The 22,134-nt window shown below is 58.4% G+C and carries 16 protein-coding genes; 6 read left to right on the forward strand and 10 right to left on the reverse strand.

Annotation, left to right across the window (positions count from 1 at the left end):
* Positions 1-636, forward strand: coding sequence for a hypothetical protein (locus ACQE2J_RS18420; protein WP_426936814.1), 636 nt, complete (start codon positions 1-3; stop codon positions 634-636).
* A 25-nt stretch (positions 637-661) separates the two neighbouring features.
* On the opposite strand, the gene ACQE2J_RS18425 is transcribed toward ACQE2J_RS18420, so the two are convergent.
* From ACQE2J_RS18425 to ACQE2J_RS18440, 4 genes are all read right to left on the reverse strand, one after another.
* Entirely contained in the window at positions 662-988 is a 327-nt protein-coding gene (locus ACQE2J_RS18425; protein WP_426936815.1) for a CHY zinc finger protein, read from the reverse strand.
* Positions 989-1,254: 266 nt separating this feature from the next.
* Positions 1,255-2,928, reverse strand: coding sequence for an amidohydrolase (locus ACQE2J_RS18430; RefSeq protein ID WP_426936816.1), 1,674 nt, complete (start codon positions 2,926-2,928; stop codon positions 1,255-1,257).
* A 79-nt stretch (positions 2,929-3,007) separates the two neighbouring features.
* On the reverse strand, positions 3,008-4,507 hold the full coding sequence (locus ACQE2J_RS18435; RefSeq protein WP_426936817.1) for a peptide MFS transporter: 1,500 nt from the start codon (positions 4,505-4,507) through the stop codon (positions 3,008-3,010).
* 801 nt (positions 4,508-5,308) lie between these two features.
* Positions 5,309-7,168 (reverse strand): solute carrier family 23 protein, encoded by a 1,860-nt coding sequence (locus ACQE2J_RS18440; RefSeq protein WP_426936818.1) that lies wholly within the window; start codon positions 7,166-7,168, stop codon positions 5,309-5,311.
* Positions 7,169-7,294: 126 nt separating this feature from the next.
* Here ACQE2J_RS18440 and ACQE2J_RS18445 point away from each other — a divergent pair, with 126 nt between their 5' ends.
* Both ACQE2J_RS18445 and ACQE2J_RS18450 read left to right on the forward strand, forming a co-directional pair.
* On the forward strand, positions 7,295-8,194 hold the full coding sequence (locus ACQE2J_RS18445; RefSeq protein WP_426936819.1) for a LysR family transcriptional regulator: 900 nt from the start codon (positions 7,295-7,297) through the stop codon (positions 8,192-8,194).
* A 98-nt stretch (positions 8,195-8,292) separates the two neighbouring features.
* Positions 8,293-9,324 carry a DUF2891 family protein gene (locus tag ACQE2J_RS18450; RefSeq protein WP_426936820.1) on the forward strand — a complete coding sequence of 344 codons (1,032 nt, stop codon included), beginning with the start codon at positions 8,293-8,295 and terminating at the stop codon, positions 9,322-9,324.
* A 51-nt stretch (positions 9,325-9,375) separates the two neighbouring features.
* Here ACQE2J_RS18450 and ACQE2J_RS18455 read toward each other — a convergent pair whose 3' ends face one another.
* Genes ACQE2J_RS18455 through ACQE2J_RS18480 form a run of 6 tightly spaced genes read right to left on the reverse strand, consistent with a single transcriptional unit; the run spans position 9,376 to position 17,084 of the window.
* Entirely contained in the window at positions 9,376-9,816 is a 441-nt protein-coding gene (locus ACQE2J_RS18455) for a very short patch repair endonuclease (RefSeq protein WP_425120592.1), read from the reverse strand.
* A gap of 12 nt (positions 9,817-9,828) precedes the next feature.
* Positions 9,829-10,632, reverse strand: coding sequence for a hypothetical protein (locus ACQE2J_RS18460; protein ID WP_425120593.1), 804 nt, complete (start codon positions 10,630-10,632; stop codon positions 9,829-9,831).
* Positions 10,633-10,634: 2 nt separating this feature from the next.
* Positions 10,635-11,507 carry a hypothetical protein gene (locus tag ACQE2J_RS18465; protein WP_426936821.1) on the reverse strand — a complete coding sequence of 291 codons (873 nt, stop codon included), beginning with the start codon at positions 11,505-11,507 and terminating at the stop codon, positions 10,635-10,637.
* The gene (locus tag ACQE2J_RS18470) at positions 11,504-13,435 is read right to left on the reverse strand and encodes a hypothetical protein (protein WP_425120595.1); all 1,932 of its coding nucleotides are present in this window, start codon (positions 13,433-13,435) and stop codon (positions 11,504-11,506) included. The genes ACQE2J_RS18465 and ACQE2J_RS18470 overlap by 4 nt, the downstream gene beginning before the upstream one ends.
* Complete coding sequence (locus ACQE2J_RS18475; RefSeq protein ID WP_425120596.1) at positions 13,432-14,418, reverse strand: PD-(D/E)XK motif protein; 987 nt, start codon at positions 14,416-14,418, stop codon at positions 13,432-13,434. Before ACQE2J_RS18475 ends, ACQE2J_RS18470 begins: the two co-directional genes overlap by 4 nt.
* Positions 14,415-17,084, reverse strand: coding sequence for a Z1 domain-containing protein (locus tag ACQE2J_RS18480; protein WP_425120597.1), 2,670 nt, complete (start codon positions 17,082-17,084; stop codon positions 14,415-14,417). The genes ACQE2J_RS18475 and ACQE2J_RS18480 overlap by 4 nt, the downstream gene beginning before the upstream one ends.
* A gap of 525 nt (positions 17,085-17,609) precedes the next feature.
* On the opposite strand from ACQE2J_RS18480, the gene ACQE2J_RS18485 reads away from it, so the two are divergent.
* From ACQE2J_RS18485 to ACQE2J_RS18495, 3 genes are all read left to right on the forward strand, one after another.
* Complete coding sequence (locus ACQE2J_RS18485) at positions 17,610-18,932, forward strand: IS1380 family transposase (RefSeq protein WP_426936822.1); 1,323 nt, start codon at positions 17,610-17,612, stop codon at positions 18,930-18,932.
* Positions 18,933-19,248: 316 nt separating this feature from the next.
* Positions 19,249-20,913 (forward strand): restriction endonuclease FokI C-terminal domain-containing protein, encoded by a 1,665-nt coding sequence (locus tag ACQE2J_RS18490; RefSeq protein ID WP_426936823.1) that lies wholly within the window; start codon positions 19,249-19,251, stop codon positions 20,911-20,913.
* Between the two features lie 53 nt (positions 20,914-20,966).
* Entirely contained in the window at positions 20,967-22,109 is a 1,143-nt protein-coding gene (locus ACQE2J_RS18495; RefSeq protein WP_426936824.1) for a DNA cytosine methyltransferase, read from the forward strand.
* The last annotated feature ends 25 nt before the right edge of the window (positions 22,110-22,134 follow it).

Here is a 22,134-nt window from a genome sequence, read left to right on the forward strand (position 1 = left end):
ATGAGCAGCCTCGCGTCCTTCCTCATGGTCGCCTCGGGAGCACTGTGCCTGACCGGTGCCGTCGCTGCGAAGGGGCTGCCGGCCATCATGGCGGCCGCGGTGATGGCCCTCGCCATGGTCGACCTGGCCTATACCGCCGTTGCTCCGCCGGTGATCTGGTCGGGGGCGCTGCTCATCGTCGGGCTCTGCCTGGCCATCTTCCTGCGATCGTCGTCAGGGGCTCCCTCGCCGAGGCGGTCGTCCCCCGCACTCGTCATGAGCGGTGCGGGCGGCCCCTCGGAGCCCGAGGACGACCGTGGTCTTCGGTCATCGACCGTGCCAGACCGCTGCGTGTCACGGGCAGATTCTCATTCGGGCCCGACGGCCGCGGTCCTCTCCGCCATCACCTATCCGGTCATGGCGTGGCAGGTCCTCAACCACGGGGCACACATGGACGATTCGGGCCATGCCAGCGGGCATGGGCATCATGCCGGTGACATGTCGCTCATCAGCTCATTCCTCACTGTGGCCGTCGTCGTCCTCGCTGTGCTTTTGGTGGTCTGCGCCGTCCACGAGATCGTCCGCAGGCGCCCTCTGGTCTCGCTCGACTGCTGGGGGATGGCTGCAATGATCGTGGTGATGCAGTTCCTTCACTGAGCAGTTGCTTCACTGGCCGGTTGCTTCACTGGCCGGCGAAGTAGAGATCCGAATGCGCCGCGCAGCGTGGATTAAACGCCGCGGCGCATTTTGGGCACTCGTCAGTTGCTTTGTAGGCGGTGATCGTCAGTTCGGTCCAGCAGTTCCCACAGAGGATCGCGGGCTGGTCCCACTGTTCGCGCGGCCACTGCTGGGCGGGGTGATCGGCGGCCTCCGCGTGGCAGAGGTGGCACGGAAAGTACCGGTCACAGCAACGAAAACGGATCGCAATGATGTCGAGTTCGGTGGCGTAGTGGACGCACCGCGTGCGTTCGTCGACGGTCTTGCCGTAGACCTGGGGACACCCGTTCAACGCTCATCTTCCTTCCGACGGCTGGACCGGCAGGAGGCCGGCGCAGCAGACCCTAGCCGCGCACTGTGGCTGGAAAGCCGCATTGCAAGTCCACACCAGAGTACCGCGAAGGAGGGGCAGCGGACGCTGCCCCTCCTTTCGTTTGCCCGATCAGCCCTTCCTGCCGGTCCAGAAACCTTCGTGAGCGAAAGAGGCCCCTTCCTATAACGACGGTTCGACCACGTCGAACTCTCGTCTTCCCAGCGACAACCTCGGTCTACTGAACCTCACTCGTTTTGATAGACCACTTTTCCTGCCGAGATCGTCGCCTCGACCCTGATGTCACCCAGCTGACGTTGTTCAACCTCAAACGGATCGGAATCGAGGATGACGAAGTCTGCCGATTTGCCCACTTCGATGCTTCCGGAGACGTCTTCATAGCTGTTGGCACGAGCGGCTTCGAGCGTATACGCTCGAAGCGCCTCGGCGACGCCAATCTCCTCTCCCGGCAGCAGCGGTTCGTTCTGAGCCACCTCGTCCTGCCCGTGTGGGTCAGCCGGTGGCGCTGTCCTGTTCACCGCGACGTGGATTCCCCAGATCGGGTCAGGGCTCGAGACCGGCCAGTCGCTGCCGAACGCAAGACGGACGCCGGCGTCTCTCATTGTTGCGAATGTGAAGTGGTGAGCCTGCTGGTCATCGTGAAGAAGCGGGAGTTTGGTCTCGACGAGAACAGAATCTCGACGGGCCCATAGCGGCTGGACGTTGGCGATCAGTCCACTGGAAGCCATTCTGGCGAGGTCCTCAGGGTCGGCAATGTCCAGATGAGCGATCTGATGTCGACGTCCCGACGCTGGCCCACCGTCCTGAGTCAACGCATCGACTGCAAGCTTGAGGGCCTCGTCGCCCACAGCATGGATATGGATGTCGAAACCATGCTCCTCAGCTCCACGAGTGATCTCGTTGAGTTCATCAGCTGTGAACATGAGCAGCCCGTGTTCATGATCGTGGCCACGGTAGGAGCGTTTGAGAGCTCCGGTGAGGTTCTCACAGACCCCGTCGAGCATGATCTTCACAACGGTGACTTGTACGCCCCCAGACGCCCGATCACCCTCGACCCGCCGGAGCACGTCTCGACGCTCCTTGAGCGTCTCGATCTGCTCGACGTACGGCACGTCCCGATCCCACCAGAGCGCCGCGGTGACTTTGCTGTCGAATGCGACTGCTTCGGCCATCGACAGATAAGGAGGGTAGGTGTCGACCGAGGACCCGGTGAGCACTCCGACTCCTGCGTCCTGCCACCCGACAATCCCCAGGGAGTGGAAGTAGTCCTGGGCACTGACCAGTGCCTGCTCCACATCAGTCGAAGTGGTCGGCGGCAGCAGACTCTTGACGAGGTCTGCCGCAGTCTCGAAGAGCAGGCCGGTGGGTTCGCCTGATTCGTCCCTGACGATCCGACCACCGTCGGGGTCCGGTGTTTCGCTGTCGATGCCCGCTGCTTCGAGTGCTCGCGTGTTCACCCAGCAGCCGTGAGCATCGTGACTGTCGAAGACCGCGGGCCGATCAGAGATGACGGAATCAAGGTCGTTACGGTGGGGGAACCCTCCGTCAAAGACGTCACCGTACCAGCCGGCGCCGATGATCCAATCCTCGTCGGGATGATGACGCGCGTATTCGGCGATGCGTTCAAGATAGGACCGGTACCCGTGGATATCGTCGAGGTTGCAATGGACGAGGTTGATTCCGCCGAGCACCGGGTGAGCGTGCGCATCATGGAAGGCGGGCATCATCGTCCGACCGTTCAGGTCGACCATTTCTGTATCGGCGTCGGCCACTCGGTCGCAAGCGGCGGCGCCGAGGGCGATGATCCGCCCGTCGGCAATCGCTACGGAATCGGTGGTCGGATTTTCGGAATCAACCGTGTGGATGTTTCCGCCTGTGTAGATGCGATCGGCACTCGGCACGGACGCTCCTTCGTTTTCGCTGTCGGTTGGTGCGGTCAGGAAGTTTGTGCGTTGAATCGTCTTCGTGGTCGACGTCGAGTCACTTGAGTCCGAGCGCGCGCAGCGGTCGTCGAAGACTGTAGAGGACGAGCGCCGTGGCGAGGCTGATTCCGGTCATCAGGCCGAAGAACGCAACTTCACTCATGCCTCCGTAGAGTTGGCCCATGAATCCCGAGAGGCTGGCGCCCGCGGCTGTCGTCAGCCCCCACAACGCCATCATCTGGGCGTTGAACGCTTGGGGAGAGAGTTGGGATGCTGCCGACAACCCAATCGGGGCGTACATCACCTCGGTGACGCCCATGGCGATCATGCCGACGATCACGGGGATGAGTGGGATTCGACCGTCGAACATCATCGGATAGACCGCGAAGAGTGCGAAGGTCAACGTCATCATGAGGAAGCCGAGGCCGAGCTTCGAACAGGTGCTCGGCACAGCGCGGTTCGGACGTCCGGCAACTTTCTGCCCATAAGCGGCGATGAGCGGACCGGAGATGATTCCAGCGATGACTTCGAAAGTGCTGATGTAGGCGGCTGGCATAGAGTAGCTGCCGATCGTCAGCGTGACCCGGGTATCTGCGTATACGGCGAATGTGGTGAAGAGCTGAAGGATCATCGTCCAGAAGACGGTGCCGGTGATGAAGAGTGGAATGAAGGCTTTGACCCGCTTGTGTTCCTCGGGGGTCACCTTCTTCGAGCGCAGCATGACGAGAAAATACGCGATGCTGACGATACAGATCGTCGCCAGGACGTAATTGTTGAGGTTGCCGGTGGTCAGCACACCCGTACTCACCATGACGGCGACTAAAGCCACGAGCGCAATGCCCACCCCAGCGGCTTTCCACTTCCCGGATGAAGCGATCGGGTTGGGAACCACGCGAGCTTCTTGCGGCACTGTATTACGACCGAGGAAATAGGTGGCGAGACCGATGAGCATGCCGACGGCAGCGGCGCCGAAGCCGTAGTGGAACCCGAATTCGGCCTGGAGGAAGCCTGTGGCCAGAGGCCCGACGAGCGCTCCGACGAGGATGCCGGTGTAGAAGATCGCATAGCCGGAATCTCGACGAGGCGAGTGCTCTTTATACAGTCGACCGACCAGGGTGTAAACGTTCGGGGTCAGGGCGCCCGTTCCGATGGTGATGAGGGCGAGTCCGATGATGAGGCCGGCCAGACCGGGAATCGTCGCTAAAGTGATGTGACCAGCCATGATGACGATTCCGCCGACCATGACCATGGTGCGTGCCGGAACGAGCCGATCGGCAAACCATGCTCCGACCGGCTGACCAAGATAGACGGCACCACCATAGGCGCCGGTGATCGCCAAGGCTTCGCCTTCCGACAGTCCCAGGCCTCCGTCGGCTGCCGTGTAATAGATGTAGTAAGCGAGGATGACCTGCAATCCGTAGAAGCTGAAGCGCTCCCACATCTCGATGGAGGAGAGAGTCAGGAGGCCTATCGGTTGCTTGCCTTCGGACGTATGTACGGCATTCTCCGCAGTCAGTTCGGTGGGTTCTGCAGGGTTAGGACTCTTGATTTCAGACATGACTTCCTTGGCATGTTGGGGCTTGGGCGAGCAGAATGTGAAAACAGCTATCTGCGTTCGACGGCTATGCCTACCCGCTAGTGGAAGCGGTACTTCGAGCCTAATGAGCGGGCTTCCAGGGTTCCAATAGTGGTTCTGGATGCCCTCTGTCTGAATTTCAGATTGTCCGCTCTGCACGAGTGGAAGAATCACGATTTCGGAGTTGGCGGCTGCTCTCGGGTATCGCAAAAAAGGCTTCTCGAATTCGGACTGAATCGAGCCATCGTTGCCCGCCCGGCTCATCCAATGATGACCGCGCTGGTGATGAAATACCTGGCATCGAAAGCGTCGCGAAAGGTTGGGAAACTCCAAGCCGAAACTTTGATGCGTCAGTCCGCGCACTAGGTCTGCCGTTCACCACAACCGTTCGCAGCCCGGCAGATCTCAATCTTCAGCTGGGTCCAGCACATTTCGCAAAGAATCCCGGTTGACTCAATTGCTCTCGGAGCCACCGCTGCGCCGGGTGGTCGGCGCATTCGGCGTGGCACGGATGGCATGGGTAGTACTTGTCACAGCACTAGAAGCAGACCACGTCGATATCAAGCTCTGTCGCATAGTGCTCGCAGCGGGTGTGGTCATCATCCGTCTTGCCGAACACGTGAGGAGATTTCGCCGTCACCCACCTGCCTCATGTTGTCCGATCCGCTGCGCTCTCCCTCAGCCTAGTCTCTGATCCAGTGGCAGGATTCGCCTGTCATGTATGCTGCCGGGACCGTCGGAGGGGGGAGGCAGTCCGTGCTGCCTCCCCCTTTCGTTTCGAGCTCAGTTCGTCCTGCGGGTCCAGAATCCCGCGTGAGCGGCCGCGGCTTCGTCCTCCAGCAGCGGTCCGAGCACTTCGATCTCCCGCTGCCCGCGGGAGAGCACCTCGCGGCAGGGCAGGTCGAAAGTCGGATTCTCAGGGTCGTCGCCGGTCAGCTCAAGCAGACGATGCTCCGAGAGCGCGTAGACGATCCGGCCGATGCCCGTCCAATACACGGCACCGGTGCACATCACGCAGGGTTCGGCACTGGTGTACAGGGTCGCCCCGGCCAGCTGCTCGGGAGTGTACTGCCGTGCCGCCTCGGCCGCGGCTCGCAGTTCAGCGTGCTGAGTGGGGTCGCCTTCGGGTGGCATCGAGTTGTTTCCTGCGGACGCCAGCACCGTCCCGTCGGCTGCGACGACGGTGGAGGCGAAGGGGTGCCGGCCACGGTTCTTCGCGTCTTCAGCCAGCGCGATGGCGTTCCGCAGCTGGTCGAGGTCTGCTTCGCTGGCGGTGGCTGCCGACTGGGTCTGTGTCATATCTCTATCCATTTCTTCATTGTTCTCATTAGGGGTTGTTCTGTTGATGAGCGCGTTGAGCAGCACAGCGACGATGGCGCAGAGGAAGATGCCGCTTTCCAGGATCAGTGACAGTGGGCCTTCGATGGAGTCCAACAGCGAAGGCATCGCCATCGGCAGCACGCCCACGCTCAGCGAGATCGCCACGATGAGGGAATTGTGTGTGCCTTCGTACTTCACTCGGGCCAGTTCTTGGATTCCCGCGGCAGTCGTCATTCCGAACATGACGATCGCGCCTCCCCCGAGGACAGCGGGAGGGATGGCGGCAACGATCGCACCGGCCTTCGGGATCAGCCCCATGACCACCATGATCATGCCCGCGACTGCGACGACGTAACGGCTCCGCACCCGTGTCATGGCGATGAGGCCGGTGTTCTGGCTGAACGCGTTGAGGGGGAATCCGTTGAAGATCGCACTGAGCATCGTTGCCAGGCCCTCGCCGCGGAAGGCGTTTCCGAGGCGGCGGGTGGTGATGGGTGTGTCGACCATCCGTCCGATCGCCAAGGTGTTTCCCGTGGTCTCTGCCATGATGACGATCATCGCCAGGGTCATGATGAGAATCGGTACGAGGTCGAACTGGGGGATGCCGAAGCTCATCGGCACGGCGATGCCGACCCATGCGGCGTCGGAGATTCCGCTGAAGTCGCTCAGTCCGAAGAACATCGCCGCAACGGTACCGACCGACATTCCGATGAGGACCGACAGGCTGCTCATCAGGCCTTTGAAGCACACATAAACAACTACGGTGACTACCACGGTGAGCAAGCCGATGAGCAGATGTTTGGGGGCACCGAATGAGTTGCTGCCTTCACCGCCGCCGAGCCATCCGGCGGCCGCAGGCATGAGCGAGATTCCGACCGTGGTGATGAGGCATCCGATGACGACCCGTGGGAAGAAGCGGAGCAGGCGGGAAAACAGGGGCGCCAGGCCGATCGCCAAGAGGCCCGCGATCATGACTGCGCCGAAGACATGCTGAATGCTGTACTCGGTGCCGATCTGCAGCATCGGTGCCAGGGCGATGAACGAGGCTCCCTGGATCAGCGGCAGCCGTGCACCGAACCTCCAGATCCCGAGAGTCTGGAGCAGAGTCGCCAGGCCGCCGATGATGAGGTTGCAGTTGATCAGGATGACGATCTGCGGCTGCTCCAACCCCAGCGCTCCGCCTAGGATCAGAGGAACTGCCACGACGCCGGCGTAGATGACAAGAACGTGTTGGAGACCCAGCGTCAGCATCGACCGTACGGGCAGGATCTCATCGACCGGGTCGACCACGGCGACGCGAACATCGTTGACCGCGAGTTTCATGGTGCACCTGCTTTCATTGTTCAGTGAGGGAACACGTGCGACAGTATTGCGCTGACGCCGATAGAAGAAATGAGTTTCCATCGATCCATTCGATAAATTAGGATGATGCGACTCAGCCTGGAACAAGTGGAAGCCTTCGTGCTCACTGTCGAGCACGGTTCCTTCTCGGCAGCGGCGCGGGCCCTCGGGCGGACCCAGTCGACGATCAGCTCAGCAATCGCCTATCTCGAGATCTCGCTCGATGTCGAACTCTTCGACCGCAGCACCCGCGTACCGACGCTCACCGAAGCCGGTCAGGCCCTGCTCCTGGAGGCCCGCGCACTCTACGACCGCGCTGTGACGTTCGAGCGGCACGGGGACGCCCTCGCCGATGATCAGGCCGCGAGCATCACACTCGCCGTGGGCATTCCCCCACAGCAGATCATGCCGGTGCTCGATGAATTCGCTGAGGCGTTTCCGCACACCGACCTCATCATCAGGAATCCTGACCGCGGCGACGCGAGTCGGCTGGTGTTAGCCGATGAGGCGGAACTCGGGATCGCTTTCCTCCTTCCCGAATACCCTGATGCGCTCGGCTTCCATCAGATGGGCAAGCTCCTCATGACCCACGTGGCGCATCGGGATCACCCGCTTGCTCGGATTCCCACTCCCAGCTTCGATGAGCTGCGCGGCTACCGGCATCTCGCCTACATCTCGCACTCGAGCGCACTGCCGACGAGCGAATACCTGCAGTCGACACAGACATGGCACACCGATTCCTACGAGGCTCTCACGGCACTTGCCAGATCTGGTCTCGGCTGGGCGACTCTGCCCCGGCAGCTCGTCTTGGCAGAGATCGCTTCCGGCGAACTGGTCGAACTCCGACTCGATGCCTATCCGTTCACTGATTGGCTCGTCTCTGTCGACCTCATCTGGCATCGTGGCCGGCGTTTCGGTTCGGTGGAGACTTGGCTGCTCGAGCGGCTGCGCCGCCATCGGGTGCATGAGATCGCCGAGGACGGCCAAGACACCATTCGTCTGAGCTGATCCGGTTTCAGAGACCTGCAGGGTTGGGATGACAGAATCGTTGTGTGGGGCCCGGTGGCTGCCGGTGCCTTCAAACGACAGATCGAGGAAAGACCTCCATGACCTCTCCAAAACAGTTCGTCCACCCTTTCGCCGAGGTGGCCCTGGCCAACATCACCCGTGAGTACCCTTTCGCAGCCCACCACACGGCCCACAGCCTCGCTGACATCGTCCCCGCGGTCGAGAAGAATCCGGCATTCGCAAACTCCTATGACTGGCACTCGAGCGTGCACATGCACTACCTGCTGGTCTCCCTCCTAGACACCGAGGCGGGGCGTGCAGCATCGTGGTGCACCGAGGCCGTCGAGGTCCTCGATGCCCACCTCAGCGAGGACAATATGCTCGCCGAGGCGGACTTCCTCCGCTCCAATCCGAGCTGGGAGCGCCCATATGGATGGGCTTGGGCAATCGAACTCAACCGTGTCCTCCACGCCAGTAATTCCCCTGAGCTGCAGGGCCTGGGGGAGAACACCCAAGTGCTGGCCGATGCCGTGTTCGAGCTGGTGCTCGAATGGCTGCCGAAGGTCGCCGAACCGGTGCGGCACGGCGTGCACTCGAATACCGCGTTCGCTCTGCGCCGCATCCTCGTCGGCGCACGTGCCGAAGAACGGCACGATGTCGTCGACGCCATCGCCGGCGCAACTCGGCGCTTCTATGCCGAGGACCGGACCTGGAACTTCCACCAGGAGCGCAGCGGCCACGATTTCTTGTCTCCCGGTCTGTGCGAAGCCGATCTTATGGCTGAGCTGCTGACCGATGACGAACTCGCCAAATGGCTGCCGGTCTTCCTCGCCGACCTCACCCCCGAGTCACCGGCGCTCACCCCGGTCGAGGTCCTTGACCCCACCGACGGACAACAGAGTCATCTCTACGGGCTAGGACTGTCCGTCGCGGCATCACTGATGCGGTTGGCACCAAAGCTCGAACAGACAGCCAGGCACACGGGCGATGACGACCTCATGGCTCAGGCGAAGGGCATGCTCACCCGAGTCGAAGTGCTCATGGCTTCGGGACTTGAAGCCGCAGTCTCGGACGAGTACATGTCCTCGCACTGGCTGGCAACGTTCGCGTGGGAAGCGCTGGATCTATAGAAGAGTCGAACGCGCCGATAAGCGGCGATCGTGCCAGAGGCGGAGTTCAGATCACTCCTTGGGTCCGCGTCCTCGTACTTTTTCTCTCCACTCCGATTCCACCAGATCCGCTGCTGCGGCAGGGTCCTCGTGTTCCCAGACCCGGATCGGTTTCCAACCCACGGCAGCAAGAGCAATATCAGAAGCCTCATCGCGGTCTCTATTCCGGCCGATCTTCGCTGACCAGTAATCAGTGTTTGTCTTCGGCATGATGAAGTGCTCAGGACAGCCGTGCCAGAAGCACCCATCGACGAACACAGCAACTTTGGCTTTGGAGAAGACGATATCGGCTCGTGTGCGTATACCCTTCACTGGCGACGTGTCGACCCGAAACCGCAGACCACGAGCATGAAGAATCGAGCGCAGAGCCAACTCAGGTTTGGTGTCTCTGCGCTTGTTGGCGCGCATCGTTCGTCGCGCATGGTCAGAGGACGCCCAGGACGTACCACCCATTTCGGCCCCCTTCTAACCGAACAGCCGGAATTGGTTTCCGCTCGTTTCTGCAAGGTTAAGAAAATCAACGGTTTGACTATGAACAGCCTCGACGACATTCCGCAGATAGACTTCATCATCGTCACGGATCTGGACCAGTCCAGATGTCTGTTGCAGTTTGCGCATGAATACGCGGGAATACTCACGCCGGTCAGAGCCCGAGTAGTCTGATGCCATTATCGCCTCGGCCACCACTCGGGCGAGCCGGGGGCGGTTGGTGATAAGACGTTCTATCGTCGCAACGTAGTCATCTTCGGTGAGTTTCCCGGACTCCACGATGTCGGGGCCAAAGATGAGCCAGCGCTTCCACAGCCGTTGGAAAACATGCCTCCGGTCGCCACCGGTGACTCGTTTCGCCAAAGAGGATCCACTGCCGACGGATGCACTCCCCATCGCCAGTCGTTTCGCTGCAAGATCCGGCAACAGTATCAGGGTCAGAAAATCCCACACATATGGATCACCGAACTCCCCAAACGATTGTTTACCTGCTTGGTGCAGAACTCTGCCGACGGCGAGGTCGAATGATGACGTCTTAGCCACATCATTGCTAGCCGAGGCATCAGCAAGCCCGTCGAGGCACGACCGACGAAGATCTCTCAGTTCGGCTTCGCTGATCCGGCGTCCACCAGTCGGAGGAAAAGCTCGCGGACTGCTCAACGCAGCGTCGAGGTCCGAATCGCTGAATTCGATCTTCGCGTCAAGACGCGAAATGAACTCGCTCTGCAGTCTATGCGCATCTTTCGCATCAACCCGCGGGTAGAGTACAGTTCCTAACATTGTCAGTCCTTGAATAGTCTTGTGCCGTTGGCGACTTCATACTCATGTTTCTCAGGCGTGAGTCGATATGATTTCACCGCCGCCGTCAGTGAAAGGTGCAGATACTGTTGTGCTGCCCGCTGTGCAGCGGCCGCAATCGAATCAGGAAATTCAGCCGCAACGCTGTCTGGTGACTGCTCCCCACTTGACCCCGACGACAGTCGAGCCGCGGTGCCAACCAGAACTCGGACGATCGTGGCGTCGAGCTCGCGAGCGAGATGGGGCTCCGGCTGTCCTGCGATCAGCTTTCGAACCGGCGCGTAGTCTTCGTTGAGCTCCAGCCGTATCGAATGGGCGAACGGAGCTTCCAAACCGTCGGCAGAAACGACTATGCGCCAGGGCGCGTCTGGCATACCCCGTTGCGTGAATGAATAGCTTGATGTCGGAAAACCGTCAAGCTCTGTATCAAGCGGAAGTCGCAACGACGGACCTTCAGCGAGGATTCTCCTGCGGAGCCAAGCCTCTGATTGATCATCACCGATGATCTCAGGCCGAACCACTAATATCTGGGATACTTCTGCACCGGCGATCCGCACCTCGGCGCCAGCACCCGCTGTCGATGTTTCAGCACGGAATTCTGCCTCGGCGTACGTCACGAATGCCGTGCTTGGACAGGTTGCAGTCAGCGTCAGCACCGGATTCCCAACGTCCAGGCGGCTGAACGAATCTGTTCTCACACGAACGGATACACCGAGGACGAGTTCTGAATTCGCATCCCATTCATCTGCGATTGATGTCTCAGAGACCTGAACACCGTTGATTCGGATAGCCCATTCTCCCCATTCGAGGTCTTGCGTCGGGATTCGGGGAAAAGGATAGAGAAGCTGTTTGGTCATGCGCCCGCCTCTGTCTTGAGGTCGATCTCCAGCGCGGCCGGCGTCCGAGTCTCCAACCTCAGTTCAACTTCGACCCCCGACTGAGCGATGCAGTCCTTGCCGATTTCCCGCAGAGTTCCCCCTGAACGCCAGCTGACAGTGAGTTCATCATCGTCGAGCGCCATCCTTCCATCGGAGGTGATTGCGAAAACATCAGCCCGAAGGCGTACTGATTCTCCGTTACGACTGGTAGGGAACACGTCGAGTACCTGTCCTCCGCCGTCCGGCAATGGCGTCGAGTTAAGAATCGTCGCTTCCGTCTTGTTCCCCTTCTTCGGTCCGCCCGATCGACGAGCTCGTCGACGGGGTGAATTTCGGGTTGCATCCTCCTCTTGAGGGAGTCCCAGGGGAACAAAGCTGCGCAGGCCCAAAGCGACCTTCCTCACCGACTGCTCTTGAGCGGGTGCGCTTATTCTGTTTTCGCTCAGGAACTTCTTAGTCTTCGTTCGGATCTGTTCAAGTGTCCTTCTGACCACATAGCGCGATGCTTCGCTTTCAGCCGCATCAGGTGTCCACCGATCATGGGTCGGGGGTTCTGAAGCAGCGAAGTGCCGGTCACATTCCGGTGTCGGCTTGAAGACTCCGTGCCATTGCAGGAGGCCGCCCTCAGCTTCGAGCACGGGATCGTAGTTGACGACGAGCTCGGCTTCAGACCGCATGGTGCAGAGCACATCTTTGGGCGCTCCTCTGTCAACCTCCGTCGAGGTCTCAGCGCTCTCGATGAGAAATAGGTGGCCGACAGTATCGTCCTGTCGTCCGCCGAACAGCTCGCTTCGCAAAGAGACCATTGCACCCCGGGGGCGCAAAACGATCGGCAAGCACTGCGACCTCACAGTTCCGAGCGGGAGAGCAGTCGAGTATCCTTCCTCGAGCTGTCCCTGCTCGTTCCGCACCGAGTTGAGCCCCGAGGCGAAGTGACCATACTGGGCCAGTATGGCGTCTACGACTGGCCGTTCTGTCCAGTTCTCGTACAGTTGGACAATCATCGGCTGCACCTCTTCACCGCTCGGAACGACTTTGGGCCAAGCACTATGGGCCAAAGCATCCGAAATCTGTTGGAGCAGAACCTCGGACTGTTCGTCAGTGCGCACAGGCACTCGTTCGGCGAGTCCGTCTTCGACGCCGATGGTGATCACCGGGTCCAAAATGAGAATTGATGTCCCAGTCTCCGGATCGCCATCATCTGTATCGCCGAAATGGGTTCGAAAGATCTGCTCGCCGAGCGTGGCCGCCTCTTCACCGCGGATCGGGACGATGTCGTCATCATCTGGATCGCCCCACCAATGAGCTCCGGTGAAACGTGCGTTGCCCTCTTCATACGGATTATGTAGTGAACATGCGATCAGACGATGCTCGACATCGCCATCTTGTGTCCGGCATCGAGACCAGTAGACAACGCTGTGTGCATTGGAAATTTCGAAACTTGCAGTCTTTCCGAATCCGAAGGTCCCTCCGGACTGTCCTGTTGCCTTCGTCGTGCCGATGTCGAAGACGAACGAATTGAAGTTGTTTTCTTCCCCGTCTCTTGCGACTTCAGACGCACGAAATGGACCGTTCAACCCAACAGTTCCGCGATCGAAGATCTCGATCGCGTGAACATCAGGAGCATGAAGGCAGTCGGAGAGGTCGGCAAGCGAATCAGGGAGGTCAGTGAAGACATGCCCTCGTAGGATCTGTCTGACTGCCTGGTCCATGCGATAGACCCGCACGCCATAGGCTGGAGTCCACTCCTCATCTCGGGCGTCCCACGAGTTCTGCAGAGTTTCTCTCACCAGAAGCTCAAGCCGCGAAAGCGCGCTGGTCGCTCGCAGGAGTTTGCCGCGGCCGCCACTCGTCTGGTCCCCTGCACCGCGAGGTTTTGAATATCTTTTGAGCGAAGAAAGCGTCATACCTCACTCCTCCGAGTGGAACGCAGCCGTGAATAGTCGAAATTAATTGAGGACTCCCCCAGGGACCCAAGATTCAGCGCGTACGAGAGCGACGACACTGCGTCGGCTACAGCTTCGCTTACAGCCGAGCGGTTAAGCACAAGCGATTGCCCATCGATCTCCCAAAAACGCCAAGATCGCAAGCTGAAAGTGAATTCGTCGGAACCCGGCATTCCCTCGACGTACCCAGCGTCGCGAAGCTTCTTGGTCAGAATTGCGCGATCGACCCCCAGCTCCCTAAGCCGTTCAGCCGCTTGATCAAGCGAGTCTGTTCCATGCCTTTGAATCTCAGCCACTGCGAGAGTCAAAGTACCACTAACCGGAGGCTCAAGTTGCCGAAGCCCGTGCACGGTAACCGCTGATCTATCCTGAAAAGCCGAGGTCTTCACTTCCACTCTTGCAGAATCGCCCGTGAAGTCGTGCATGTCTTGAGAGGTCCGTTGCCAAGTCTCGGCTGCCGTCGGACCGAGTCTCTCGACAGCACTTTCAAGAAAGCGAAGCTCCCCATAGATGCCGGCCGCAGCCGGCTCGGACAACTCCGTCATCGCGACCTGGAGGAGGTGACGCCAGTCTGAAGCGGCCGATTGCACAACATCTACCACGTCGGCCTCGTCACCGATCGCAGCACGAACTTCGTCAATGAAAACAAAGAAGACATTGTCCAGCCGTGGTTCGTGGCAGACAACTTTCAAAGCATGCGACCGGATAGCGGTCTCGTCGTCGTTGACTTCAACGTCCTGCACGCTGATCACCTGGCTGACCGAAAAGCTGATGTTACGCGCACTGCCGATCTCGAAGTAGGCGGCAGCAAACTGACCTTCTTGATAACCCAACCAGGTACGTCGCGTTCCAGAAGAATCGGCGACCACAACAAAAGCTTCGCCCGAGACCAAAGGAGCCCCGTCTAGCATCGCCTCCTCGAAAAACTTCTTAGCCGAGCTCATGAGTCACCCCGATAGTCCCGCTCAGTGTCACTTGCAATCGGCTCATCGAAATCCTCCGCATCGTCGAAGATCGGTCGCACAGCAATAGTGCTTCCCTTGGATTGAAGCCGTTCTTCAGAGTCGAAGGGTGCTACAAGTGCCATGCCCAAAATCGGAGGTTGCCCCTCTTCGACGAGAACCGGGTCGATTGCACGGAGCGCAGAATCCATAGACATACGATCTGCCGAAGATGTGGCCGAGTGACGACTGATCGGATAGAGCACCAGCAGACCTCGGCCGTCGCCTCCTGCTCTGTTCTTCCGCCAATCATATTGAGCTTCGTTGTTGAGTTGGGCCAGAGTCTTGTTCTGCGGAAGTCGGCCCTGAAGTCGAAGGTCGAGAATAACGTCCCTTCCAGACATCAGCGCCCGAATGTTGATCTCTTTTGTGCTCTTCAATGTTTCGGTCTCGGTGCCGATCGGCGCACGCCGTATCGAACCGACCACCTGCTCTCCTACCTTCAGCCGTTCGTCTCCCCTGCCCTCGCTAGGCACAACAACATTCCATCGCTTGTCCGGAAGCTTCTCGCTCGACCATTTGATCGCATCCGAAAAGACGTTTCGATAGTTCTCATGGATTTCGAACTCTTCGAAAAACGGCCGCAGCTCTTCCAGCGGAACATCCTCGAACAGGGTTGGTGCCTCCTGCGATCTGAAAGGCTGGATCTGTCGCAGAAGATTCTCGGTCAACTTCACATTGGCCAAGGCCGCGTCGTTGCTTGAGAAGTCGAAGAGCGTCGTCTGAAGTCTGTAACCTTCGAAATCGACCTCAGCCTCCAGCGCATGCTTCTGTTTCGCCGAACTTGTGACCTGCAATCTTCCCGGGTGCAACCGCACACGGACCCCGATCTCTGCTGGAGTCATGCCCGCCTGAGTCATTCGGGCGATCTCGCTTCGCAGATCGGCCTCAACTGTGGCCAAGAATCTGTAGTCTTCATCCAGTCTCGGGCTCACCCAAATGCGTTGGAGATCTTCGTAGCCTGCCCGGTACCCAAACCACCGCCCCATCTGCAACAACGTGTCGTACGTGTTAGAGGTCCGTGTGAAGTACGAGACGAACAAACCTTCAAGCGTCAGGCCCCGCGACAAGGTGCTTCCACCAATTACGATCACAGTCTGGGGCTCATGAGAGTATGAGAGCCGTTCACTATCTTCCTCTCGGCCGTTGTCCACGACCGTCTGCAGATACCGAAGCACATTCGGAATCTCATCACTCACCCGGGGCCAAGTTGGAGCCAATCCATCACCGTCATACAGCCATGCCGCCCTGTTGATCTCATTTTCGAAAACCTCTTTGAACCCTTCGACATCACCATTCAGAGAAGCCCTACGCAGGGGCGCGAGAAACTCCTCGACGGCATCACGCGTTGCGAAGTGCGGGTCAGTTCGCGGAGTTGTGTGGACCAACATCGTTGAATGCTTCTTCTGCTGCCCGCGGACACGCCGCACAGCGCATGCGACGATGAACCATCGGATCGCTTCGCCAAGCGATTTCGTGACGTTAGGTCGAAACCCTTCAATGTTCCTTCCGCTGGGCACAAGTTCCCTGACTTCTTCTCTGGAGATTGCCCGAACAACATCCGGAAGCTCAGCGTCACGCTCCTCATCTGCGACGTCATGTAGACCGAATATCCGCTCGGCCCCGAAATAGTTCGAAGGTGTCGGCATCACATGGATGAAGTCCCGGGGGTAGAGCTCCTGCAACGAAGTCTCAGGCACATTAGGATCCATGAACACATTCGCAAAGGGAGTGGCTGTATAGCCCACATATGTACCGTTTCGAACCTCACCCCAGATCTGTCGCATCAGGCGATTGATCGCGGTAGGCTCGTCGCCGATCTTCGCGGAAGCATCAGGAGTCGCTTGGTCCGATTCGTCGTCGATGACGAGAAAAGGAGTGTCGCGCTTCGTACTTTCATCCAAACTGGCAAGAAACTCCAAGACCTTTCTGAGCCTGTGGCTGTTCTTCTTCACGACCGCGAGAACTCGACCGTGGTTCGCAACGATCGAGCTGGCGTTTCCAGTGTGGGCGTCGCCGAAGTCGCCGTCAGGATCCGTCAATCGATACCAAGACTGCCTGTCTTCGAACACTCCGAGATCTCGGTCAAGACGTACCTGAGTCTGCTTTCGCAGATTGTTGTGAACGCCGGACAAGACAAGGACGAATTTATAACCACTGTCCAGCGCTTTGGCTATGACCGCAGAGTAGTTTGCCGTTTTGCCTGACTGAACATTTCCGATGACAAGCCCCAGCCGACTGTCCTTCTCTACACGAGGCTCGGCCAAAGAAGCAACGATCTCTTCAGTCGAGCGATCGATGGACTCGACGGCTCCGGCAAGACCCCCCGTAAGCATCCGTTCACGAAGCTCCGCCCAGAGGCCGTCGTCTGGGGCGCCCGAATACCATCCGATCTCACGAAGGTCCCTCCGCCGCGCTGTGCCGACTTCCGTCAGCTTGGTCCGCGTCAGGACTTCTTCTTTGTGCTCTCGCTCCAAGGCATCTAATTCGTCTTCGATTCCGGGAAGTGCTTCAAGCGAGACCTTCGTCTTCTTTCTGGCATCTTCACGAGACATCTTCTGAAGAAAGCTGTTGAAGATGATTTCAACGGGCGAAGGCTCTTTGGTCATTGCTACTCCTATAGAACGACTTCTTCCGAAGCCGCAGGTGATCGAACACCGCAGGCTGATCTACCGGCTCCGATCGTCCGGCGATTCCTCTCACCGTATCGTGAACCACAGACACTGTGCCGACCAGAAAGATAACGAACTGAACCCATGCAGCAGAACCGACACTATGCTCACGCGACCGATTGCCACGGAGCCCGCAGACCCCTCACCGAAGACAACTTCGACGATTGCCGGACTGACTGACGTCTGAGGAAATATAAGCGCGCAGTCCACCACTTCTGCTGGTTCTCAGATCAAGATTTGTCGCACAAGACCAGTTACAAAGTCACGGGGCATGAGACACAGGCACGGTTTGCCATTGTGCGAAACACCCGAACCTCCAAATGGCTGGATTGCGGCTTAAGCCCTGATCCACCGTTCCAGCGGTGTCTCATACTTGCCCCGTGAATAGGAAATGCCCCTCTGACGTGGGAAAATAGTAGTGCTGAAGCCACTAACTCCACGCGTCAGAAGGACACCTCGCAAGTGACAGTCTCTCACACCCGCAAACCCATCTTCGACGAACCCAACCTCGTTTCCGCAGCCGGTCTGGCACCAGTACTCGAACTTGCCGAACACGCCGGATTGAGCCAGTCGTTATCGACGATGACGGTGGCATCACCGAACCATCTGGTGAAGTCCCGAACGATCATCGCGGGAATGCTGGCAGGAGCAGACTCCATTGATGATCTCGACCTTCTACGGGCCGGAGCTACACCAAGTCTCATCGGGCCCGTTCGTGCACCATCGACGATGGGTACGTTCCTGCGTTCATTCACTCACGGCCACGTCCTCCAGATCGCGAAGACGAACCGAGAACTATTGGGGCGTCTGCCGACGATGATCCCTGCAGGTGATGGGCCGATCATGGTCGACATGGACGACACCATTCGTGGTGTCCACGGATATCAGAAACAAGCCGCCGCGTTCGGCTACTCCGGAGTGAGGGGACTGAACGCACTGCTGATCACGGCCAGCACGAACCAGTCGGCCCCGATAGTGCTGGAATCTCAGTTGCGGCGAGGCAATATTCGCTCCGGAGGTCACGCAGACTGGCACCTGGCCCGCGGACTGAACACCATCTCCCGAATGGCCCCGGGTCGACGAGTCCTCATTCGTGCTGATGCTGCTTTCTGCCAGCGAGTCAATATCACCGCAGCCGAACAGGCCGGGGCCTGGTGGTCGTACACGATTCCGCAGTGGAAGACCGTGACTGCAGCGATCAGCGGCATCGGCGAGAATGAGTGGGAGCCGATTTCCTACCCGCAAGCGATCTATGACGACGAGACCGGCCAATGGGTCTCTGACGCCGAAGTCGCCGAAGTGGGCTCGTTCACCGCGTTCGCGTCTCGTCCGAAGAATGAGCGAGTGAAGTGTCGACTGGTGGTGCGCAGAGTCAAGGTCAAACCCGACTCGCAGGAAGCACTGTTTGCCACGTGGCGGCATCACGCATTCATCACCAACAGTGACCTGTCGACGGTGGAGGCTGATCGGCGGCATCGCGGTCACGCGATCGTCGAGCAAGTCATCGCTGAACTCAAGCAGGGACCGTTGGCGCATATGCCGTCGGGGAAGTTTGTGGCCAACCAGGCCTGGCTCGCCTACGCCGTCATCGCGTTCAATCTTGCTCGGGCTGCCGCCCGAGCCGCGGGGATGGGAATGGTGCGAATGCAGACTCTGCTGAGAAAGATTATTGCGATTCCGGCACGGCTGGCCAGCACAGGACGGAAGCTGATTATTCATCTCCCGAGATCGTGGCCATGGCAGGCCCAGTGGTCGCGGTTATGGGCGACGGCATCGAGTCCGTAAGCAGGAGTTGAGACCATGCACGAGTCGCCCTGCAGGGCCCGATGAGGAAACAGTCAGTGGAAGTACCAGACGAGTGGGCTGGTCCTTTGCCATGCCCGCTGACGACCACACATCAACTACATTGACAGTGCTGCGCCAGGAAGCCCCGGACGGTGGATCAAGGTTAAGAGTCTCGAACGCTCCGCCCTGACTGCTACTCATACTTCACAGATTCGATCTGCTTACACATCTGATGTCGACACACCGCCCTTACCAGGATGCACCGGAGATAGACTTGCCAATGTACGAGCAAGGAAATTTGAGGAGGCACGCCACCTTGGCCGCGAAACAGTATTGGTGGGTTACCCGTCCCCATCGAAAATTGACCAGCATCCCAAAGTCCTTGCAGGTGTTCGCCTCAGTTGCTTCCGGTGAGCAATGGACTGGCAATCGCGATAAGCACATCGAATACGAAACCAAGCTGGATTTTGTTCAGGCAAAACGCGGCGGCAATTACACAGATCGGGTAAAGGGGCGCGGCGGCGGAGGGGGTCGAACTCACGCCTCATTGCTCTACTCCCTGGGGATGTTCTTTTATCATAACGACAGCGCGCAATCGGAGCAGGAAGTTCACCTTACTCTTGCTGGTCAGGCCATCGTGGATCAGGAAGATGCCTTGCCAATCCTTCGCAAACAGATCCTTACCTACCAGTTCCCCTCGGCGTACAGCATTGCAACTAGGGTGAATATCGATCGACGGTTCCGTCTTCGACCGTTCATTCTGTTGTTGAAGCTCCTACGCCGCGACGATCTCGGCGGCTACCTCACTGATGAGGAAATCGCCACTTGCGTTGCCTGCTATGCAGAACGGCATTCCGATTCAGAATCAAACCGCATTGCAGACAGGATCAAGGAATTTCGCACGTCTGGACGCAGTGGTCTTCCATCGGATTGGCAAGGAATGTGGGGGTCCGACAAGTGCGTAGACGATCTGCTTGCTTCAGGGGGCAAAGCCAGAGATGTCGGAAACACCATTGCGTTATGGATGCGGTTTACAGGGTATGCGCAGGCGATCAATGGCGAGGATGTTGGCGCTTCAGCAAAGACTGTGACCGCGATCAGCGAGTCCCGGCTCGAAGAGATCGACGCAGAGATCCTCAAGCTTGGAGCACCCATTGGGAAGCTCGACTGGCTTGAACCTGATGGCGAATTCGACCGAATGCAGGCGGCTGCCGCATATCAGCGCAGCTACGGACTACCTCCAAACAAAGTGCGCGACAATAGAGCCATTGGATCAGTGCGAAAAGCAGCGCAACGAGACAAAACGTTTGGTTTGGTATCACACGCTCTCAGCCATCTGTATCAGACCAAGATAGTTACACAAGTTACTCCGAGCCTCATCAGTGCGGTCGTCAACAATACCGGACTGGATGAGAAGAGCGTCAGCTCCGCGTTGAATACGCTCATCAAAACCCCTCAACAGGGTCTCAACCAGTTCCTCGACCGTTACCGACAAATGGCCTTCTCCGGAACCGACGAGGCAATCGAATTTGAGAAAGCAACGGCAGAAGTATTCCGCACCATCTTCGATCTAGAGGCAAACCACATCGGGCAGACCGGAAAAGTGCCGGACGTAGAAGTTTGGAATCAGGACTGGTCGGGCATCATCGACACGAAGGCTTACCCTTCATACCGTCTCGAATCGGACCACCAGCTGCGAATGCAGACCAACTATATTCCGGCTCGTGTCGATGTGAGCCACGGGGCGCCACTCAAGTTCTTCATGTATATCTCAGGGGATTTCGCGCCGAGTTTCGAACCCAATCTCAGAAAGGTGATCAAAGCTTCAGGGGTCAACGGCTCAGGCATCTCCATGGAATCGTGGCTGAGACTGATCACCCATTACCCTGAAAGCAACCTCAATCACGACGACCTACGGAAACTATGGTCGTGCGGAAGACAAATCACGCCGCAGGATGTCTCAGACTTACTCGAATCCTAGGCAGCCGCGCTGCGAAGCTGCTTATGTCAGTGGCTGAGCGTAGTCTTGGAGATATGACGATTGCACCGGCTACACAGACCAATTCAGAGCAGGCCGCCTCACAGCGGGAAGAGGTCGCGACCAAGACCTTTCGCCTCGGAGAGCTGTTCTCTGGCCCAGGAGGGCTAGGGCTTGCCGCAAAGCTAGCCATGCGTCCCGGCTACGCGATTGAACACCAGTGGGCGACAGACTATGACTTAGATACATGCCGAACATACGCGCAGAACATCTGCGATGACCCTGAACACGATTCTGTAGTTCACCATGACATTCGCACACTGGACTATGGCGTGCTGGGAGAACTTGGTGGGATCGACGGCCTCGCGTTTGGCTTCCCCTGCAATGATTTCAGTCAGGTAGGAGAACGAAAAGGATTTGATGGTACATTCGGCCCGCTTTACACTTACGGAATCAAGGCGCTGAAGCGCTTCTCACCTGACTGGTTTCTGGCCGAGAATGTAGGTGGAATCCGTGCCGATGGCGGGGTAGCATTACGCCAAATTTTTGGCGACATGGTTGAAGCTGGCTATCGAATTTTTCCTCACTATTACCGTTTTGAACAATACGGCGTTCCGCAGGCGAGACACAGAATGATCGTCATCGGCATCAGAAAGGAACTCGACGTCGAGTTCAAAGTGCCGAGCCCCGGTAGATACGCTGGCTACGACGTCAGCGCGGAAACCGCCTTGGCGAACATCCCGGATTGGGCTGCCAACCAGGAACCAACACGGCAGTCGAATACAGTTGTGGAGCGTCTTGGTTATATACCTCCAGGCGGCAACGCTTGGCACGCAGAAGTGCCGGAACATTTGCAGATCAAGACTAAAACCAAACTTTCATCGATCTACCGACGCCTCGATCCGTCCAAGCCCTCATACACAGTTACAGGCTCTGGTGGAGGCGGTACACACATCTATCATTGGGCGGAGCCTCGCGCTTTGACTAACCGTGAACGAGCTCGCCTTCAAACTTTTCCTGACACCTTCGCATTCCACGGAACAAAAGAATCCGTTCGAAAACAAATCGGGATGGCGGTGCCAGTCGAAGGCGCACGCATCATCTTCGAGGCCTTGCTCGACAGTTTTGCAGGCGTTGAGTACGAATATGTCATGCCTAACATGGCAGAATACATCCCTGCCCCTCACCCTGGAGAATGAAACCGTCGACTTCCGTCAAAAGGTT

The sequence above is a fragment of the Brevibacterium sp. LE-L genome, assembly GCF_050214925.1.
In the GTDB taxonomy this organism is placed as follows: Bacteria; Actinomycetota; Actinomycetes; order Actinomycetales; family Brevibacteriaceae; genus Brevibacterium.

What these genes read in the sequence shown, in the direction of transcription:
- ACQE2J_RS18440 (WP_426936818.1), bottom strand. Translation starts at nt 7,168, where the DNA reads ATGAAACTCGCGGTCAACGATGTTCGCGTCGCCGTGGTCGACCCGGTC.
- ACQE2J_RS18420 (WP_426936814.1), top strand. Translation starts at nt 1, where the DNA reads ATGAGCAGCCTCGCGTCCTTCCTCATGGTCGCCTCGGGAGCACTGTGC.
- ACQE2J_RS18435 (WP_426936817.1), bottom strand. Translation starts at nt 4,507, where the DNA reads ATGTCTGAAATCAAGAGTCCTAACCCTGCAGAACCCACCGAACTGACT.
- ACQE2J_RS18465 (WP_426936821.1), bottom strand. Translation starts at nt 11,507, where the DNA reads ATGACCAAACAGCTTCTCTATCCTTTTCCCCGAATCCCGACGCAAGAC.
- ACQE2J_RS18480 (WP_425120597.1), bottom strand. Translation starts at nt 17,084, where the DNA reads ATGACCAAAGAGCCTTCGCCCGTTGAAATCATCTTCAACAGCTTTCTT.
- ACQE2J_RS18475 (WP_425120596.1), bottom strand. Translation starts at nt 14,418, where the DNA reads ATGAGCTCGGCTAAGAAGTTTTTCGAGGAGGCGATGCTAGACGGGGCT.
- ACQE2J_RS18460 (WP_425120593.1), bottom strand. Translation starts at nt 10,632, where the DNA reads ATGTTAGGAACTGTACTCTACCCGCGGGTTGATGCGAAAGATGCGCAT.
- ACQE2J_RS18450 (WP_426936820.1), top strand. Translation starts at nt 8,293, where the DNA reads ATGACCTCTCCAAAACAGTTCGTCCACCCTTTCGCCGAGGTGGCCCTG.
- ACQE2J_RS18470 (WP_425120595.1), bottom strand. Translation starts at nt 13,435, where the DNA reads ATGACGCTTTCTTCGCTCAAAAGATATTCAAAACCTCGCGGTGCAGGG.
- ACQE2J_RS18495 (WP_426936824.1), top strand. Translation starts at nt 20,967, where the DNA reads ATGACGATTGCACCGGCTACACAGACCAATTCAGAGCAGGCCGCCTCA.
- ACQE2J_RS18455 (WP_425120592.1), bottom strand. Translation starts at nt 9,816, where the DNA reads ATGGGTGGTACGTCCTGGGCGTCCTCTGACCATGCGCGACGAACGATG.